The organism is Pseudomonas sp. R5(2019) (assembly GCF_009905435.1).
Classification (GTDB): domain Bacteria; phylum Pseudomonadota; class Gammaproteobacteria; order Pseudomonadales; family Pseudomonadaceae; genus Aquipseudomonas.
In genome coordinates, this window is record NZ_JAAAMT010000005.1 from 73695 (window position 1) to 92786 (window position 19092).

13 protein-coding genes are annotated in these 19092 nt (G+C 58.8%); 8 read left to right on the forward strand and 5 right to left on the reverse strand.

The window, feature by feature from the left end:
* Positions 1 to 77: 77 nt before the first annotated feature.
* On the forward strand, positions 78 to 1511 hold the full coding sequence (locus tag GUY40_RS05305) for a mechanosensitive ion channel family protein (protein ID WP_166567893.1): 1434 nt from the start codon (positions 78 to 80) through the stop codon (positions 1509 to 1511).
* On the opposite strand, the gene GUY40_RS05310 is transcribed toward GUY40_RS05305, so the two are convergent.
* Positions 1508 to 2794 (reverse strand): FAD-binding oxidoreductase, encoded by a 1287-nt coding sequence (locus GUY40_RS05310; protein WP_166567894.1) that lies wholly within the window; start codon positions 2792 to 2794, stop codon positions 1508 to 1510. The two genes, GUY40_RS05305 and GUY40_RS05310, sit on opposite strands and share 4 nt — an antisense overlap.
* 90 nt (positions 2795 to 2884) lie before the next feature.
* Positions 2885 to 4375: an aldehyde dehydrogenase family protein gene (locus tag GUY40_RS05315; RefSeq protein ID WP_166567895.1), complete on the reverse strand. Its 1491-nt coding sequence runs from the start codon at positions 4373 to 4375 to the stop codon at positions 2885 to 2887.
* A 140-nt stretch (positions 4376 to 4515) separates the two neighbouring features.
* On the opposite strand from GUY40_RS05315, the gene GUY40_RS05320 reads away from it, so the two are divergent.
* Entirely contained in the window at positions 4516 to 5424 is a 909-nt protein-coding gene (locus tag GUY40_RS05320; RefSeq protein ID WP_166567896.1) for a LysR family transcriptional regulator, read from the forward strand.
* Positions 5425 to 5502: 78 nt separating this feature from the next.
* A complete protein-coding gene (locus GUY40_RS05325; protein WP_166567897.1) occupies positions 5503 to 6909 on the forward strand; it encodes a VOC family protein in 1407 nt (468 codons plus the stop codon).
* Between the two features lie 64 nt (positions 6910 to 6973).
* Here GUY40_RS05325 and GUY40_RS05330 read toward each other — a convergent pair whose 3' ends face one another.
* Positions 6974 to 7894: a LysR substrate-binding domain-containing protein gene (locus tag GUY40_RS05330; RefSeq protein ID WP_166567898.1), complete on the reverse strand. Its 921-nt coding sequence runs from the start codon at positions 7892 to 7894 to the stop codon at positions 6974 to 6976.
* A 149-nt stretch (positions 7895 to 8043) separates the two neighbouring features.
* Here GUY40_RS05330 and GUY40_RS05335 point away from each other — a divergent pair, with 149 nt between their 5' ends.
* Complete coding sequence (locus tag GUY40_RS05335) at positions 8044 to 9450, forward strand: NorM family multidrug efflux MATE transporter (RefSeq protein WP_166567899.1); 1407 nt, start codon at positions 8044 to 8046, stop codon at positions 9448 to 9450.
* Here GUY40_RS05335 and GUY40_RS05340 read toward each other — a convergent pair.
* The gene (locus GUY40_RS05340) at positions 9347 to 11038 is read right to left on the reverse strand and encodes a bifunctional diguanylate cyclase/phosphodiesterase (RefSeq protein WP_166567900.1); all 1692 of its coding nucleotides are present in this window, start codon (positions 11036 to 11038) and stop codon (positions 9347 to 9349) included. The two genes, GUY40_RS05335 and GUY40_RS05340, sit on opposite strands and share 104 nt — an antisense overlap.
* Positions 11039 to 11299: 261 nt before the next feature.
* Between GUY40_RS05340 and rep the strand changes: the two genes are divergently transcribed.
* Entirely contained in the window at positions 11300 to 13309 is a 2010-nt protein-coding gene (gene rep / locus GUY40_RS05345; RefSeq protein WP_166567901.1) for a DNA helicase Rep, read from the forward strand.
* Between the two features lie 57 nt (positions 13310 to 13366).
* Positions 13367 to 13939, forward strand: coding sequence for a xanthine phosphoribosyltransferase (locus GUY40_RS05350; RefSeq protein ID WP_166567902.1), 573 nt, complete (start codon positions 13367 to 13369; stop codon positions 13937 to 13939).
* 241 nt (positions 13940 to 14180) lie between these two features.
* Here GUY40_RS05350 and GUY40_RS05355 read toward each other — a convergent pair whose 3' ends face one another.
* Entirely contained in the window at positions 14181 to 16106 is a 1926-nt protein-coding gene (locus tag GUY40_RS05355; RefSeq protein WP_166567903.1) for an acetyl-CoA hydrolase/transferase family protein, read from the reverse strand.
* Positions 16107 to 16624: 518 nt separating this feature from the next.
* On the opposite strand from GUY40_RS05355, the gene GUY40_RS05360 reads away from it, so the two are divergent.
* Positions 16625 to 17428 carry a hypothetical protein gene (locus GUY40_RS05360; protein ID WP_166567904.1) on the forward strand — a complete coding sequence of 268 codons (804 nt, stop codon included), beginning with the start codon at positions 16625 to 16627 and terminating at the stop codon, positions 17426 to 17428.
* Positions 17428 to 19026, forward strand: a complete 1599-nt coding sequence (locus GUY40_RS28030; protein WP_218585435.1) for an AAA family ATPase — start codon at positions 17428 to 17430, stop codon at positions 19024 to 19026. The genes GUY40_RS05360 and GUY40_RS28030 overlap by 1 nt, the downstream gene beginning before the upstream one ends.
* Positions 19027 to 19092 lie beyond the last annotated feature (66 nt).

Genomic DNA, 19092 nt, shown 5'->3' on the forward strand with positions numbered 1-19092 from the left:
AGCCGCGGCGTTATTGACGATTCGTGTTACGTATCAATGTAGTACGTACCACAGTACTAAATCGATACGAGGATTTCATGCTCACCCTTATTCAAGACCACCCCTTGGCCATCGGTGCATGCCTGCTGATTCTGGATCTGCTGATCTGGCGCACTCTGCCCGACAGCCAAAAGCCCCTGCGAATCTTCGCCCGGCTACTGGCCTTCGTACTCTTCAGCTGGGTGTTGATCAGCGCGGGCATGAGCCCACTGCAACCGGCGCCCTGGGTCGATGATGTGGCGCGCAATTTGCTGGCGACGGTTTTGGAGATTTTCTGGTGGCTGTTTGCGGCACGCACGCTGACGGTGGTGCTGGGGCTGATACTGATTTCACGCAGTGGGCACACGGGCCGATTGCTTCAGGATGTGATGGGCGCGGTGATCTTCTTGATCGCTATTGTGGCCGCCGCTGCCTACGTGATGCAGCTGCCGGTCAAGGGCTTGCTGGCCACCTCCGGGGCGATGGCGATCATTGTCGGTCTGGCGCTGCAGAGTACCCTCAGCGATGTGTTTTCCGGCATCGTGCTGAACACGACCAAGCCTTATCAGATCGATGACCTGATCTCCATCGACGGCACCGAAGGCCGGGTCACCGATATCGACTGGCGCGCCACCCGCCTGCTGACCAGCAACGGCAGCATGGCGGTAATCCCCAACTCGGTGGCGGCCAAGGCGAAGATTCTCAACTTCAGCCGGCCGAGCAATATCCACGGCGTGTCGATCAGTGTGGTGGTGCCGACCCAGGTACGACCACGGCGGGTACTCGATGCACTGGAAAAAGCCCTGCAAGGCACCAGCGCATTACTGACCGTGCCCAAGCCCAAGGCAAGCATCAAGGCCACCACGCTGGAGTCGACCGAGTACGAAGCCAGCGGTTTCGTCGCCAGCATGGACCAGAAGGGCAGCGTGCGTAATCACCTGTTTGACCTGGCTCACCGGCACCTGGAGGCCAGCGGCGTGGTCTGGAATGCCGACTTCGCCACCCGCCCCTGGACCCGCCAGCGTGGCGTCCTGGAAGACGTGAAGATCTTCCGCTCCCTGAGCACCGATGAAAAAGACCAACTCGCCCAGAACATGACCCCCATCGAATACGCGGCCGATCAGGTTATCCTCGGTGTGGGCGAGTCCGCCGAATACTTGCTGGTGATCGGCACCGGCGTGGTCTCAGCCTCGGTTCACAATGGCAGTGAACTGGTTGAAGCCGGGCGCATGGGCCCTGGGGAAGTTCTCGGCGCCGAGCACTTTGTCGAAGGTGATACATCGAACGTGGAATTCAGGACGCTGACCAGCTGCATCCTGTTCCGCATCGAGAAAGAGGCGGTTCGCAGTTGCCTGGATGAGCGCAGCGAAGTCAAAACCGCATTGACCAAGCTGCACCGCTTTCGTCAGCAGGCCAGCCAGTCGCTGCTGCTGCAAAAGCCTGCAGCCATCAAGAAAGCGGGTTTTCTCGACTGGCTGCAGCGCAAGGTTTAGAGCACGACGCGCAAGCACTGCCCGGCGTGATAGAGCGAGAACCCGGTTTCATAGAAACCGGTCCGCAGAGAGGCCACTGATACCGGCTTCATCGGCGAAAACGGGATTGGCAGATCGTCCGGCTTGTCTTCGATCAAGTAGCGCGCAAAGGCTTTGCCGATCACGGTGCCGGTGGTGTTGCCGCGGCCGTTGTAGCCGGTGACCGCAACAATGCCCGGGGCCGGCTCGAACAAGCGCATCAGGTGATCGGGGGTGAAGTCGATGCAGCCGGTCCAGTGCATTTCCCAGTCGACCTTGCCCAACTGCGGGAAATAGTGGTTCTGGATCCGGTCGGCCCAGCTGCGGATAAACCAGGTCGGCTTGTTATCGACCCGGCCCAGGCTGCCCAGCAACAGGCGGCCCTGATCGTCACGGCGAATGCTGCTGAGCACCGTGCGCGTATCCCACGAGCCCTGGCCGTGCTTGAGCACATTATCCGCCGCCGCACCGGTCAGGGGCCTGGAGGCGACCTGATAGTAGTAACCACGGAAAAAGTTGCGCTGCAGGTCGGTCCAGTCGCCTTCGGTGTAGGCGCCGGTGGAGATCACCACTTTGTCGGCCAGCACGTTGCCTTGAGCGGTTGCCACCTGCCAGCTCGCGCCTTGGCGCTGCAAGCCGGTCACGGCCGACTGCTGATAGATCCGGCCACCGAGGCGAGTGACGGCAGCGGCCAGGCCCAGCGTATAGGCCATGGGGTTGATCGTGCCGGCGCGGCGGTCGAGCAGCGCGGCGGAGATTTTGTCGGTGCCGCAGTATTCCTGACAGAGGGCACCGGTGAGCAATTCCACGTCGGCGCCACGGCGGCTCCACTGCTCATGGCGAGCCTTCAGGTCGGCCAGGCCATTGGCGTTGTGGGCCATATGCAGCGTGCCCTTGTTGTGCGCCTGGCAATCGATGCCCAGGCGCTCAATCATGGCGAAGACTTCTGCCGGGGCTTCACCCAGCAGCTTGTTCAAACGACTGCCCTGGGCCTGGCCCAGGGTTGCCTCGACATCGTCAGGACGAATCCAGGTGCCGGCGTTGACCAGCCCGACGTTGCGGCCCGAACCGCCATGACCCAGCTTCCAGGCCTCCAGCAATACGACGCTTTTGCCCTGTTCCAGCAAATGGATCGCAGTGGACAAGCCGGTGATGCCACCGCCAATCACGCACACGTCAGCCTTTTGCGCTGACTTGAGCACCTCCACGGTCGCCGGGGCCGGCGTTACGTATTCCCACAGACACTCTCGACGCAATTCAGTCATGGCCTGTTCGGCTCCATCAAATCATTCTGTCTGCGCGGAGGCGGCGTCGGCCGCCCCCGCAGGGTCAAGCAACCACAGCTGAGCCGTACATCAGTCGAACACGATGCCCTGAGCCAATGGCAGTTCGCGGGAGTAGTTCACGGTGTTGGTCTGACGGCGCATGTAGGCCTTCCAGGAATCGGAGCCGGACTCACGGCCACCGCCGGTTTCCTTCTCGCCACCAAACGCACCGCCGATTTCCGCGCCGCTGGTGCCGATGTTGACGTTGGCGATGCCGCAGTCGCTGCCGGCCGCGCTCTGGAAGCGCTCGGCTTCACGCAGGTCGGTGGTGAAGATGCACGAGGACAGGCCTTGTGGCACTTCGTTGTTCAGGCGCAGGGCTTCTTCGAATTCGTCGTAGGCCAGCACATAAAGAATAGGAGCGAAGGTTTCGTGACGCACCACGTCCGACTGCGCCGGCATCTCGGCGATGGCCGGGGTGACGTAGTAGGCGTTCGGGTACTGCTCCTGCAGCTGGCGCTCGCCGCCGAAGACGCTGCCGCCTTCATCACGGGCGCGGGCCAGGGCGTCCTGCATGGCATCGAAAGATTGTTTGTCGATCAGCGGACCGACCAGGTTGTCCTGGCGCGGGTCGCCGATACGTACCTTGGCGTAGGCCGCCTTCACGCGTGCAACCACTTCATCCTTGACCGATCGATGGACGATCAGGCGACGCAGGGTGGTGCAGCGCTGGCCGGCGGTACCGACGGCGCTGAACAGAATGCCGCGCACGGCCAGGTCCAGGTCGGCGCTCGGGGCCAGGATCATGGCGTTGTTGCCACCCAGTTCCAGGATGCTGCGACCGAAACGAGCGGCCACACGCGGGCCGACTTCACGGCCCATGCGGGTGCTGCCGGTGGCGCTGATCAGCGCAACACGCGGGTCATCGACCAGCGCTTCGCCGGCATCGCGATCACCGATGATCAGTTGGCTCAGGCCTTCGGGGGCGTCGGCGAACTTGGCCAGGGCTTTTTCGAACAGTGCCTGACAGGCCAGTGCGGTCAGCGGAGTTTTTTCCGATGGCTTCCACAGCACGGCGTTGCCGCACACCAGCGCCAGGGTGGTGTTCCACGCCCAGACGGCCACCGGGAAGTTGAAGGCACTGATCACACCGACCAGGCCCAGCGGGTGCCAGGTTTCACGCATGTGGTGGCCAGGACGCTCGGAGGCGATGGTCAGGCCGTACAGCTGACGCGACAGGCCGACGGCGAAGTCGCAGATGTCGATCATTTCCTGCACTTCACCCAGGCCTTCCTGAGTGATTTTGCCGGCCTCGATAGACACCAGCTCGCCCAGTTGAGCCTTGTGCTCACGCAGCACTTCGCCGAACAGGCGGATCAGTTCGCCGCGGCGAGGCGCTGGCACGTTGCGCCAGGCCTGGAAGGCCTTGTCGGCCGCTTCGATCTTGGCCAGCACCTGGGCTTTGCCTTCGAGAGTGACCGAGGCAATCGCGCTGCCATCGATAGGGGTGTGAACGGGATGGTGACCGCCGGTGAACGCAGTTGCACAGACACCGAGGTTTTTAAGCAGTCCATCAACCATTTTCTTCTCCTGCAGCCGATCAGTGGTTGAAATTAGGGTGGGGATCAGTATTAATCCGATCACTACCCTGCAACAAACGACCTTTATTCAGCACATCATTCCTTGCGGTAATGATTTGCCCAGCGCACACCGAGCCCGACATGTCCAAACGCCTGGTGCCATCCATGGCCGCCCTGCAGTGTTTCGAAGCCGCCGCCAGACACCTTAGCTTCACACGCGCCGCCGAGGAGCTTCACCTGACCCAAAGCGCGGTCAGTAAACAAGTCGCCACACTGGAAGAGATGCTCCGCCATCATCTGTTTCTGCGCATCCGTCGCCGGCTGCAGCTCACCCCGGCCGGGGCGTTGTACCTGGCCGAGGTGAACAAGATCCTGACCCAGGTGGACATGTCCAGCCGCTACATCATGTCCTACGGCGCAGAGACGGAAGTCCTTAAGGTCGCCACCCAACCCAGCTTTGGTGTGCGTTGGCTGATCCCGCACCTCAAGGGTTTCGGCAAGCGCTACCCGAACATTCACCTGGACATCCGCAACGAGATGGAGCCCTTCGCCCTGCTGCAAGCCAAGGCCGACGTGGTGTTCTTTTTCGGCCAGGGCACCTGGCCCGGCGCGACCTGTATCGAACTGTTCGGTGAGGAGATGGTTCCGGTCTGCGCCCCGGACCTGCTGCAGGGGCGCACGGTCAACAGCGCCGATGACCTTGCCGACCAGGTCCTGCTGCAGAGCACTTCGCGCCCCGAAGCCTGGCATGAATGGTTTCTGGAACAGGGCCTGCACTCGCAGCACAGCTACCACGGCCCGCGCTTCGACACCTTCTACATGTGCCTGAGCGCGGCCCAGTCCGGCTGCGGCATCGCGCTGGTGCCGCGCTATCTGGTGGAAAACGAACTGGCTGAAGGCAAGCTGATTATTCCCTGGCACCACGCCATGCGCAGTGGCGGCTCGCACTTTCTGGCGTTTTCCGAGCATGCGGCCGAAGTGCCCAAGGTTCGCAGCCTGGTGGACTGGATTCAGGAGCAGGTGGGCAAGGGTCCTGAAATTACGGAATGACAGTCTGAGTTTTTTTCGCTTGCACGGGTGTGGCATTCCTCGCTTTCATAAAGACGCCCACCCGCCAGGAGTCTATCGATGTCCACTCAAGCGTTCGTCAGCCCGGACAGCATTCGCGCCCAGTTCTCATCGGCCATGTCCGCCATGTACAAGCAGGAAGTGCCGCTGTATGGCGCACTGCTGGACCTGGTCAGCGAGGTCAATCAGCAGACCATGGATCAGCGGCCCGAGCTTGCCGAGTCCCTGCATCTGACCGGCGAAATCCAGCGACTGGATCAGGAGCGTCATGGCGCCATTCGAGTGGGTACCGCTGAAGAACTGGCCACCATCGGCCGCCTGTTTGCGGTGATGGGTATGCAGCCAGTGGGCTATTACGACCTTTCCTGCGCCGGTGTGCCGGTGCATTCGACGGCGTTCCGCGCGGTTCACGAGCAGTCCCTGCAAGTCAGCCCGTTCCGCGTGTTCACCTCATTGTTGCGACTGGAGTTGATCGAACAGCCGGCCTTGCGTGAACTGGCCGCGTCGATTTTGGCCAAGCGGCAGATCTTCACCCCGCGCGCGCTGACCCTGATTGAGCAGTGCGAACGTGACGGAGGCCTGAATGCCGCCGACGCCGCCGACTTTGTCGAGCAGGCGCTGGAAACCTTCCGCTGGCACCGCCAGGCCACCGTGACGGCCGAGCAGTACCAGCAATTGCACGACCAACACCGCCTGATCGCCGATGTGGTGGCGTTCAAGGGCCCGCACATCAACCACCTCACGCCACGTGTTCTGGACATCGACGCCGCTCAAGTGGGCATGCCGAAAAAAGGCATCCCCCCCAAGGCGGTGATCGAAGGCCCACCACCTCGTCGTGTTCCGATCCTGTTGCGCCAGACCAGCTTCAAGGCCCTGCAGGAAGAAGTCGCTTTCACCGACAGCGACGCCCAGGCTGAAGGCCGCCATACCGCTCGTTTCGGCGAAATCGAACAACGTGGCGCCGCCCTGACGCCCAAAGGCCGCGCGCTGTATGACCGCCTGCTGGATGCTGCCCGTGAAGCACTCGGCGGCGTGCCGGCGGAAAACAATGCCGAGCACTACATGCAACTGCTGAGTGAGACATTCAGCGAATTCGCCGACGATGTTGAGCAGATGCGTCAGCAAGGCCTGGCGTTCTTCCGCTACTTCGTGACCGAACAAGGTTTGGCCGCACGCCACAACGAGAATCGTCCGACCTCACTGCAAGCGTTGATCGATGCCGGGCATGTGCGCTTTGAGGCGCTGGTGTATGAAGACTTTCTGCCCGTCAGCGCGGCGGGGATCTTCCAGTCGAACCTGGGCGATGATGCGCAGAGCAACTATGGCAGCAATGCCAACCAGCAGGCCTTTGAGCAAGCGCTCGGCGCTCCGGTTCTGGATGAGTTGAAGTTGTATGCCGAGACTGAGCAGCGGTCGTTGCAGGCGTGTGCCAAACAACTTGAGTTAGTTAATTCAAGATTGGCGTGAAGCCATTCGCGGGCAAGCCCAGCTCCTACTGTAGGAGCTGGGCTTGCCCGCGAAGCTTTTCGGCTCAGCGCAACATTTCGACTGCCGGCAACTGCATGTTGGCCACCTCCCCCTGCAAAAAGTCGCTCAAGCGCCGCATGCGCTCTCCCCCCGGCCGGGTCTTCGGCCACACCAGGTAATAATTCAAGCCACTGGCCACCGCCGTCGGCCACGGCAAGCTCAAGCGCCCCTGGGCCACGTCTTCGGCGACCATCAGCAAGTCGCCCATCGACACGCCATACCCTCGCGCCGCCGCGATCATGCCCAACTCCAGGGTGTCGAACACCTGCCCGCCCTTGATCGAGACCTGCTCGGACAAGCCCATGCGCTCCAGCCAGCTGCGCCAGTCGCGTCGGTCGGGGGTCGGGTGCAGCAGTTCGGCGCTGGCCAGGCGTTCGACGTCCCAGGCCGGGCCATCGAGCAAGTTGGATGCACCCACCGGGATCAGCCACTCCGGAAACAGCAAGGTCGCCTCCCAGTCCGGTGGAAAGCTGCCGTCGCCCAAAAGCACTGCGCAATCGAAGGGTTCGTGATTGAAGTCGACGTTGTCTACGTCCATCCACGCACTGGTCAACTGCACCTCATTACCGGCCTGCAGATGGCGAAATCGACTCAGGCGCGCCAGCAACCAACGCATGGTGAGGGTCGAAGGGGCTTTCATGCGGACGATGTCGTCTTCATGTCGCAAGGTGTTGCAGGCCCGCTCCAACGCAGTGAAGCCGTCGCGGATACCGGGTAGCAGCAGCCGCGCCGCATCGCTGAGCTGCAAATGGCGACCGCTGCGCAGAAACAGCCGACAGCCAAAGTGCTCCTCCAGCGTACGAATATGCCGACTCACCGCACTTTGAGTAATGGAGAGTTCTTCACCTGCGCGAGTGAATGACGCATGGCGCGCAGCGGCTTCAAACGCTCTCAACGCATAGAGCGGCGGGAGATGACGGGACATGACAAATAATCCTTCATTACAAAATGAATACTCTTACGCGCGAAGGCAGGATGAGTATTACTCATGGGTTGAATCGTTTTTATCCTTTTGTGGATCCGCTGGCAAACCTTGAGAATTGCCGGCTTATTCCTTCATTCGAGCGCAATGCCATGCAACCTGCCGTACGTACCGAACTTTGGGCCCTTCTGCGGTTGGCAGGGCCGTTGATCGCCTCGCAACTGGCGCACATGCTGATGGTGCTGACCGACACCCTGATGATGGCCCGCATCAGCCCCCAGGCGCTGGCGGGCGGCGGCCTGGGCGCGGCCAGTTACTCGTTCGTGTCGATTTTCTGTATCGGCGTGATCGCGGCGGTGGGCACGCTGGTGGCGATCCGGCATGGCGCCAGCGATAAACCCGGTGCCACCCGCCTGACCCAGGCCGGGCTATGGCTGGCCTGGATCATGGCCATTGCCGGTGCGCTGCTGCTGTGGAACCTTTCGCCTCTGCTGCTGATGCTCGGTCAAACGCCGGAGAACGTCGAATACGCTGGCCAGTTTCTGTTGCTGCTGCCGCTCGCCCTACCCGGCTACTTGAGTTTCATGGCACTGCGCGGGTTTACCAGTGCGCTGGGCCGGGCGACGCCAGTGATGGTGATCAGCATTGGCGCAACGGTGGCTAACTTTCTGCTCAACTATGCGCTGATCGAAGGGATGTTCGGCTTGCCGAAACTGGGGCTGGTGGGTATCGGTCTGGTCACGGCGATCGTCGCCAACTGCATGGCTCTCCTCCTGGCCTGGCATATCCGCCGCCACGCGGCGTACCACGCCTACCCGATTCGCCAGGGGCTGGCGCGCCCGAACCTTGCCGCCTTGCGCGAACTGTGGCGCCTGGGCCTGCCCATCGGTGGCACTTACGCGGTGGAAGTCGGGCTGTTTGCTTTCGCGGCGCTGTGCATGGGCACCATGGGCAGTACCCAGTTGGCGGCGCACCAGATCGCCCTGCAGATCGTCTCGGTGGCCTTCATGGTACCGGCGGGGCTTTCCTACGCGGTGACCATGCGCATCGGCGCCCATTACGGCGCCGGCCAGCTATTGGCGGCCCGCCAGGCCGGGCGCGTGGGGATTGGCTTCGGTGCTGCGGTGATGCTGGCCTTTGCCGTGTTGTTCTGGGTGGCCTCCGACGCGCTGGTGGGATTGTTCCTGGATCGCAATGACCCGGCCTTCACCGACGTGATCCGCCTTGCCGTGAGCCTGCTGGCGGTCGCGGCCTGGTTTGAGCTGTTCGATGGCGTGCAAACCATCGCCATGGGCGCGATTCGCGGCCTCAAGGATGCCAAGACCACCTTTCTGGTCGGTCTGGGCTGCTACTGGCTGATCGGCGCACCGGCCGCGTGGGTACTGGCGTTCAACCTTGATCTCGGGCCGGTTGGGGTCTGGTGGGGTCTGGCACTGGGTCTGGCCTGCGCGGCGGTCAGCCTGACGCTGGCGTTTGAATGGCGGATGGGACGCATGCTGGAGCATTCACCCCCAGCATCAAATAGTCCACCAGCTGCTCCAGAGGCAGCGGCTTGCTGATCCAGTAACCCTGGATCTGATCGCACTCGAAACTGCGCAGCAGCTCCAGCTGCTCCGGTGTTTCCACGCCTTCTGCAACCACTTCCAGCTTCAGGTTGTGCGCCAGGTTGATCATGGCGTGCACCAGCTTGCGGTTTTCTTCGCGCTGTTCCATGCCGCCCACGAAGCTTTTGTCGACCTTGAGCAAGGTGATCGGCAGGCTGTTGAGGTGCACGAACGACGAAAACCCGGTACCGAAGTCGTCCAGCGAGAAGCGCACACCGAGGCGCCCCAGCGCATCCATGGTTTGCTGTACGAGGTCGTTGCGGCGCATCACCGCCGTCTCCGTCAGCTCGAACTCCAGCCAGCGCGCATCCACGCCATGCTCGATGATCAGGCGGCTCAGGGTCGGCAGCAGTTGGCTGTCCTGAAACTGCCGGAACGACAGGTTGACCGCCATGTGCAGCGGCCCCAGGCCCTGTTCGCGCAGCGCCTGCATATCGCGCAGCGCGCGTGAAATCACCCAGTAACCCAGCGGCACGATCAGGCCGCTCTGCTCGGCCAGGGGCACGAATTCACTGGGCGGCAGCAGGCCCCGCTCGGCATGCCGCCAGCGCACCAGTGCCTCCAGGCCGACAATGTTTGCGGTGCGCAGGTCCATGCGCGGCTGGTAGTGCAACTCCAGCTCATCGCGGCGCAAGGCCCGGCGCAATTCGCTTTCAAGGTCGGCCAGGCTACGGGCGTTGCGGTTGATCCGCTCATCGAACAGGTGAAAAGTGCAGCCCTGGATGCTCTTGGCTTGCTGCATGGCGATATGGGCATGCCACATCAACGGGTCGGCGCCGTTTTCGGCGCGGGCATAGGCCACGCCCAGGCTGCAACCGATCAGCAGGCTTTCGCCATCGATCCAGTAGGGCTCGGCCATGGCTTCGGTGATGCGCTCGGCCAGGATCTCGGCACGCGAGGCATCCCGGCGGATGTCGATCAGCAAGGCGAATTCATCGCTGCCCAGGCGGGCGAGCTGATCGCCGGCTTCCAGCTGGCTCTTGAGCCGCGCCACTACCTGCAGGATAAGACGGTCGCCGGCCTGGTGGCCCAGCGCGTCGTTGGCATGGCGGAAGTTGTCCAGGTCCAGGTGCCCGAGGGCCAGCCCTCGCCCCTGGTGCTCGGCCAGCCGGGCCGTCAGCAGGGTCTGAAAACCCTGTCGGTTGGCGATACCAGTCAAGGGGTCCTGCTCGGCCAGGCGCTGCAAGGTGTTCTCCAGCACGCCGCGCTCACGTACATGGCGCAGGCTACGGCGGATGGTGTCGACATTCAGCGCGTCGCGAACCCACCAATCGCTCACGCCCGGTGGCGGCGTGTGGGGTTCGTGCTCCAGCAGCAATACCACTGGCAAGTCACAGCGGCCCGGGGCAGGCTGCTGCGCGGGCGTGGCCAGGATCAGCGCATGGCGGTCCTTCGAAAACAGGCTGCTCACCGCCTCCCAGGAAGGCGCACTGAGCAGCACCGCCGAATCAGCCAACGGCACCAGGCACTCACGCAACACCGCCGCCCATTCCGGCGCTTCGGCCAAGAGCAACAGACGCAAGGGTTCGACAGGCGTAGACAAGCTTGCTCCTTAAGACGTGCATACAGTCGGTGGTGGTGGTCCCACGGAGCGGCATCTTAAATCACTTGGGAAAATGATTTGCGAGAACCTTTCAGGGAGAAAACGGCGTTGCCAGCTGACCAAGCCCTGCATCCTGCTCGAAAGTATCAAAACCGGCAAATTTAGATAGAGAGTCGTGATACAGGGTCAGACGGTCGCGGCAGAATTCTGCGAGCCTGTTAAAATGCCCGGCCATTTTCCCAGCCGATCCCTATTTCCATCATGTCCCGACTCAATCCCCGGCAACAAGAAGCCGTGAACTACGTCGGCGGCCCTCTTTTGGTGCTCGCCGGCGCAGGCTCCGGCAAGACAAGCGTGATCACTCGCAAGATCGCCCACTTGATCCAGAATTGCGGAATCCGCGCGCAGTACATCGTCGCCATGACCTTTACCAACAAGGCCGCGCGGGAAATGAAGGAGCGGGTCGGCACTTTGCTGCGCGGTGGCGAGGGCCGGGGCCTGACGGTGTCGACCTTCCACAACCTGGGCCTGAACATCATCCGCAAGGAGCACGTGCGGTTGGGCTACAAACCGGGGTTCTCGATTTTTGACGAGACCGACGTCAAAGCCCTGATGACCGACATCATGCAGAAGGAATACTCGGGCGACGATGGCGTCGACGAGATCAAGAACATGATCGGCTCGTGGAAAAACGACCTGGTCCTGCCGGCCGAAGCCCTGGAAAACGCCCGCAACCCCAAGGAGCAGACCGCCGCCATCGTCTACACCCACTACCAGCGCACGCTCAAGGCGTTCAACGCGGTGGACTTCGACGACCTGATCCTGCTGCCGGTGAAACTGTTCCAGGAACACGCCGACATCCTGGAAAAGTGGCAGAACCGCGTGCGTTACTTGCTGGTGGACGAATACCAGGACACCAACGCCAGCCAGTACCTGCTGGTGAAGTTGCTGATCGGCACCCGCAACCAGTTCACCGTGGTGGGCGACGACGACCAGTCGATCTACGCCTGGCGCGGCGCACGACCAGAAAACCTGATGCTGCTCAAGGACGATTACCCGTCCTTGAAAGTGGTGATGCTGGAGCAGAACTACCGCTCCACCAGCCGTATCCTGCGCTGCGCCAACGTGCTGATCTCGAACAACCCGCACGCCTTTGAAAAGCAGCTGTGGAGCGAAATGGGCCACGGCGACGAAATCCGCGTGATCCGTTGCCGCAACGAAGACGCCGAAGCCGAACGGGTGGCGATGGAAATCCTCACCCTGCACCTGCGTACAAACCGCCCCTACAGCGATTTTTCGATCCTCTACCGGGGTAACTACCAGGCAAAACTGATCGAATTGAAGCTGCAGCACCATCAGGTGCCCTACCGTCTGTCGGGCGGCAACAGCTTCTTCGGCCGCCAGGAAGTGAAAGACCTGATGGCCTACTTCCGCCTGCTGGTGAACCCGGATGACGACAACGCCTTCCTGCGCGTGATCAACGTGCCGCGCCGGGAAATCGGCTCCACCACCCTGGAAAAACTCGGCAACTACGCCACCGAGCGCAAGGTCTCGATGTACGCGGCCACTGACGAACTGGGCCTGGGCGAACACCTGGACAGCCGCTTCACCGACCGTCTGCAACGGTTCAAGCGCTGGATGGACGGGGTGCGCCAGCAAGTCGCGCAAACCGACCCGATCGCGGCGCTGCGCAGCATGGTCATGGACATCGACTACGAAAACTGGATTCGCCAGAACAGTTCCAGCGACAAGGCCGCCGATTACCGCATGAGCAACGTGTGGTTCTTGATCGAAGCGCTGAAGAACACCCTGGAAAAAGACGAAGATGGCAACATGACCATCGAGGAAGCCATCGGCAAGCTGGTGCTGCGCGACATGCTCGAGCGCCAGCAGGAAGAGGAAGACGGTGCCGAGGGCGTGCAGATGATGACGCTGCATGCTTCCAAGGGCCTGGAATTCCCTTACGTGTTCATCATGGGCATGGAAGAGGAAATCCTCCCCCATCGCTCCAGCATCGAGGCCGACACCATCGAAGAGGAGCGTCGCCTGGCCTATGTGGGCATTACCCGCGCACGCCAGACGCTGGCCTTCACCTTTGCGGCCAAGCGCAAGCAGTACGGCGAGATCATCGAGTGCACGCCCAGCCGTTTTCTCGATGAACTGCCACCGGACGACCTGGCCTGGGAAGGCAACGACGATACCCCCACAGAAGTCAAAGCCGCCCGCGGCAACAACGCATTGGCCGATATCCGCGCCATGCTCAAACGTTAATCAATCTGGCCCCGCCCCTTGCGTCGGGGCCCTTTAGCAAGAGTTCGAGGAACCGCCGTGGAAGCACTGCACAAGAAGATTCGCGAAGAAGGCATCGTGCTTTCCGATCAGGTATTGAAGGTCGATGCGTTTCTCAACCATCAGATCGATCCGGCGCTGATGGATGCCATCGGTGACGAGTTCGCGCGATTGTTCGCGGATTCGGGCATCACCAAGATCGTCACCATCGAAGCTTCGGGTATCGCTCCGGCGGTGATGACCGGGCTGAAACTCGGTGTACCGGTGATTTTCGCCCGCAAGCACCAGTCGCTGACCCTGACGGAAAACCTGCTGACGGCATCGGTGTACTCCTTCACCAAGCAAACCGAAAACACCGTGTCTGTGTCGCCACGCCACCTGAACAGCAGCGACCGCGTGCTGGTCATTGATGACTTCCTGGCCAACGGCAAGGCGTCCCAGGCCCTGATCTCGATCATCAAGCAGGCTGGCGCCAGCGTTGCCGGGCTGGGCATCGTGATCGAGAAGTCGTTTCAGGGCGGCCGTGCCGAGCTGGATGCGCAAGGCTACCGCGTTGAATCGCTGGCGCGGGTCAAGTCGCTGGCTGACGGTGTCGTGACCTTTATCGAGTAAGAGTCGATACCCTTCGCGGATAAATCCGCTCCCACATGTGGGAGCGCAGGTTGATGACAAACCCCCTGTAGGAGCAAGGCTTGCCTGCGATGCAGGCGCCGCGCTGTATCAGGATCACAGCGGCGCCTGCATCGCGGGCAAGCCCGGCTCCTACAGTCGAATCCAGCAGGTAGATTTGGGTTTGTCAGCAATCCGCTCCCATATGTGGGAGCGGATTTATCCGCGAACGGGGCCAGTAGCCTCAATACAACTGTCGAGTAGCCTGCAGCCCCGCCAGCAACAACCGCTGATACAAATCCTCCCGCAACCCCTGCGGATCAGCCAGTTTCATACGCGCCAAATGTTCCGGATAAGCCTCAGGCGCCGGTGCATCCAGCGCTGCCTTGCCCAACTCCAGAATCTCGCTGAGTTTGAACTTGCTCTTGAGCCAGTTCAGCGCCCGCAACAGGTCACGCTCCTGCTCGGTGAAGTCACTGCCCAGCGGATATTCCGGAAACAACCGCGCATGCCGGCTGACAATCGCCTGCAAACGCTGTGGTGTGTTGTCGGCAAAGCGTGGATCAAGGCGAAAATCCTTCGGCAGCTTGCCCGCCTTCTGCGCCTGTTCGATCAATTCCAGCTGAAACCGTGAATCGCTGATGTTCAGCAAGGCTTCGATCACCTTGGCATCCGTCTGTCCGCGCAAGTCGGCAATACCGTATTCAGTCACGACGATATCGCGCAGATGCCGGGGAATGGTGCAGTGGCCATATTCCCAGACCAGGTTGGAAGTCACCTCCCCGCCCGACTCGCGCCAGCTGCGCAGCAACAGGATCGAACGTGCGCCTTCCAGCGCGTGCCCCTGCACCACGAAATTGTACTGCCCGCCTACACCGCTGAGCACCCGGCCATCCTCCAACTGATCGGCCACGCCGGCACCGAGCAGGGTCACGCAGAATGCGGTGTTGATAAAGCGCGCATCACGCCGCTGCAGGCGCTTGAGCGTCTCCTGGCCATACAGCTCGTTGATGTAGCTGATCGCGGTCATGTTGAAGCGCGCCAGGGTGTCCGGCGGTAACTCGCGCAGGCGCTGGTAAAACTGCCGGGGCCCGAGGAAGAAGCCGCCATGTACCAGCACCCCACCGGTTTGCGCGGCTTCGTCCAGCGTTCCGGCGTTAGCGGCGCGCTGGCGTTCTGCATCCGGATAGACGCGGCGGCGCACGATGCCGGCCTCGACCAGCGCCAGCAATCCGTTGACGAACATTTCGCTGCAACCGTAAAGGCCCTGCGCAAAAGGCTCCAGCCCGCCCTCCCGGTCAATCAGCGTACTCCAGGGCAGCAGATCCACCTCGTTGAGCACGGCGCGGTATCCGTCGTTATCGGCCTGACGCGCCATCAGTGCAGCCGTCAAGGCATCGCCCATGGCACCAATGCCGATCTGCAGGGTGCCGCCATCGCGCACCAGGCTGCTGGCATGCAGACCAATAAAGTGATCCTGAACGCCGACCGGCATATTGGGCGTGGAGAACAAGGTGCGGTGCTCGGATTCATCGAGCAGGATGTCGAAGTCGGCGCTGTCCAGCTCCGAATCGCCGGGCATATAGGGCAAGTCGGCATGAACCTGACCCAGCAGCAGGATAGTTTCGCCTTGCGCGCGGCGCCTGGCGATCATCGGCAGCAAGTCGAGGGTAATGTCCGGGTTGCAACTGAGGCTGAAACGATCGGCCCGCCCCGGGGCTTGCGCCACCAACTGGGCGACCAGGTTCAGGCCCTTGGCATTGATATCGCGAGCAGCGTGGCTGTAATTGCTGCTGACGTAATCCTGCTGGGCCACGTGGCTGTTGAGCAGGCTGCCAGGCTGCAGGAAGAACTGCTCGACATGAATATTCGCCGGTAGACGGTCGCGGTGCAGGTCCGCGAGGTAATCCAGCTCGGGGTAATCGCCGAACACCCGCTCGATGAAGGGCTCCAGAAAGCGCTCTTGCAGGCCGTCGCCTACCGCCGGCCGACCGAGACTCAGAGCGGTGTAAATCGTCAGCCGGCGCTCAGGCAGCTGACTGACCCTGGCGTACAAGGCATTGACGAAGCGATTGGGTTTACCCAGCCCCAGCGGCAGGCCCAGATGAATATGCGCTGGCAAGCGTTTCAGCACCAGATTCACCGCGCGCTCGATCGAACAGGTTTGCATTGTGTCTGCCTCCCTCCGTTTCCACTCAGACTAACCGATAGGGGAGCCAAAAATTGGCTTTTGATGGCTTTTTATTCACTCAACGAACAACCTTAGAAAAGCTTTAAACATAAAAAGCACCTGTTAATTCAAGCAGTTGAGCATCAGAAAATTGAAGCTTCGAACTTAGTAAATTTTCTTACAGAAAATACTTTCAACACTCAAAGACCTTTCTTATTGACCTCAAATTCCGGGTCAACAACACTTGCTGCGGAGGGGCTAAAAATTTATATTCATCGTGGCTCTCTACCTTTTCTCTCGATTGTGCGGCTATTGATAGTTCTGGTTATCTTCGATTTTGTTTATATGCTGTTCACGGAGCGCCTCCCTAATTTGCCAGGATCAATCGGAATTCTTGAAAGCGAATTCGGATTTCCTTTCCTTCCGCATGAAATGCGATATATACGCGAATGAGACAAAATTCCTGGCTGATATTTATAGGAACCGCGATCGCTCTTTCGAGCATCGGGTTCCCTTTCATGATCGGAAAAGTTATTGATACGTATTATGCAACCAACACCATCGATAATTTTTTTCTTTTTCTGGCCGGTTTGGCGATTATAACAACCCCTTGCTTGAGATTTGGCGCAAATCTAATACTGCAAAAATACAATGCAAAAACCCGTGCGCCTCATAAAAAGCTATTAATAATTAACATCATAAAACCCAGTAATAGAAAAATCTCACAGGGCCGAGCTATCGATCTCATCGACGGCGATACCGATGGCACAATCTATTTATATCACGGGATATACTTAGATATAACATTAAACTTGGCCCTTTTGATTTTCGCCTTCGCCATAATTTTATGCAACTATCCGATTTATGCGCTGCCTCCCGCAATCGCAATCGTGTTCTCATTAATAGTGCACTGCCTGTACCAAAGAAAACTACCCAATTTATTCAACCAGTACATCGAACAAAATACTATTTTCCTAGAAACTGTTTGCACAGATCTGAGATCCAATAAAAAACTAATTCTCAAACACTACACATCCGCTTGCAGAAAAATCTTAAAGCCTTGTGTAACGGCCAACCTTAAAGTTTGTACGCTCGAATTTCTTTCTAGCTTATCTTATCTCTTGGGCTTGGCAACATTGATTTTAATTTACACCTTTACAACGAGCCACGAGACATCATCAATAGGTGCATTCATCGCTGTCGCACTGTACATTGAAAAGGCGCTCGCACCCGTATTTAGCTTAGTCGGAATATATTACTCAACTGCAGAATCTTTAAGTAGACAGAGGCGGGCCGACAGCATTTTAAGGACAACACCCTGATGTTCCCAATAATGGTTATGCACATTAAGCCCATTGTGGCTGCCTTGTTTTTTTTCATCGGGGCTGCGTGCCTTCAAATGGGAATGCCGTATTTGCTATCTCGCACAATCAATGATATGTCGGAGTCGACTTATACCCACACTTTAATTTTTGGAATCATAGCATGCTACGTAACAAAGAACATTTTCCAAGGGGCCGCCAACATACTTAGCAACTATATAGAAACTGCCATACGCTTAAGCCTGACCGGTTACATTTATAACAACGCAAAACAAAGTATTGGCACAACCATCACCCTGATCAAGGAGGACGCCGCACGTGTCGCCGCCGCCGTATCGAACACATTGCAACTATCAGGATCAATATGCGTTACTCTTTTCAGCTGCGCACTTATCATACGGAAAAATATTGACTTTTTACCTCTGCTCGCCATAGCAATCTTATTGAGCTATCTCTATTTACGAAAAACCACGCCATTCGTTGTGTCGAATTACCAAGATGAAATTTCCAAAGAGGAACTATACAAAGCTTCGGTGATTGAGCTTATTGACACCGCGTCATTGGACGAGAGCAAATACAGCATGAAATTACAAGAAACCTATAGGTATCTTGAAAAATCGATCGACGCTCAATATCGATACGAGAAAAAAAACTTAACATACGCGTTCGCGCCTGAATTATTCATGGCGGCATGCACAATAATAGTTTTGATCTCCACCGTATCACTGTCCCCCTCGACACTTGGCAGCACGCTTATTTACTACTTGGGGTATTTAGGACTTTTTTTCCATGGCGTGCTACCAATCAATTGCTTCAGCCTTATCGTTAATCGGCACAAACCAATCAATAAAACGCGTATTCAATGGGACTTGACCATGAACAATTTATACTTGCGGGAAGTTCGTCTAAAGCCCAGTTGTGAAAAACTGGCCTTTCAGAGCCTTTTTCCAATTACATTTGAAAGCCCCATCACCATAATCATGGGCGAAAACGGCTGCGGCAAATCGACGCTACTTGAAAGTATTGCCATAAAGCTGGGATGCAACCCTGAAGGCGGCAGTAAAAACTTCAGGTTTCAAACGCAGCACACTCACTCCGACCTGCATACTCATCTACAGATATCCAAGGGGCATCTGAAAGAAAAAGACCTGTATTTCTACAGGGCTGAGTCGTTTTACAACTTAAATACTGAGATTAGGCGGCTTGACGAGGAAGAAGGATTTGGACCAGAAATAAAATCTTATTATGGTGGGCGCGATCTTCATACTGTATCGCATGGGGAAGCAATGGAAGCGTTATTCAAACATCGATTCAGAAGCCAAGGGCTTTACATTCTGGACGAGCCGGAAGCGTCCCTGTCACCACTCCGACAATTAAGCTTCATTCAGCGAATTACAGATTTGGTACACTCAGGCTCTCAATTTCTAATTGCTACTCACTCACCGATCCTGATGTTTACCCCCAACGCTGTGTTGCTTCAAATAATAAACGGCGAGCTAGTCCCAATCATTGCGCAAGAAACAGAAGCCTTCAGTATCTATAGGGCGGTTTTGAATACACAGGGTGAGTATCTAAAAAAAATGCTCAATGGCCGCTGAATGTATCTGCCATTCAGCCCCATACCCCGGCGTACCGAGGTGATGGGGTTCATCAACAGGCCGGCT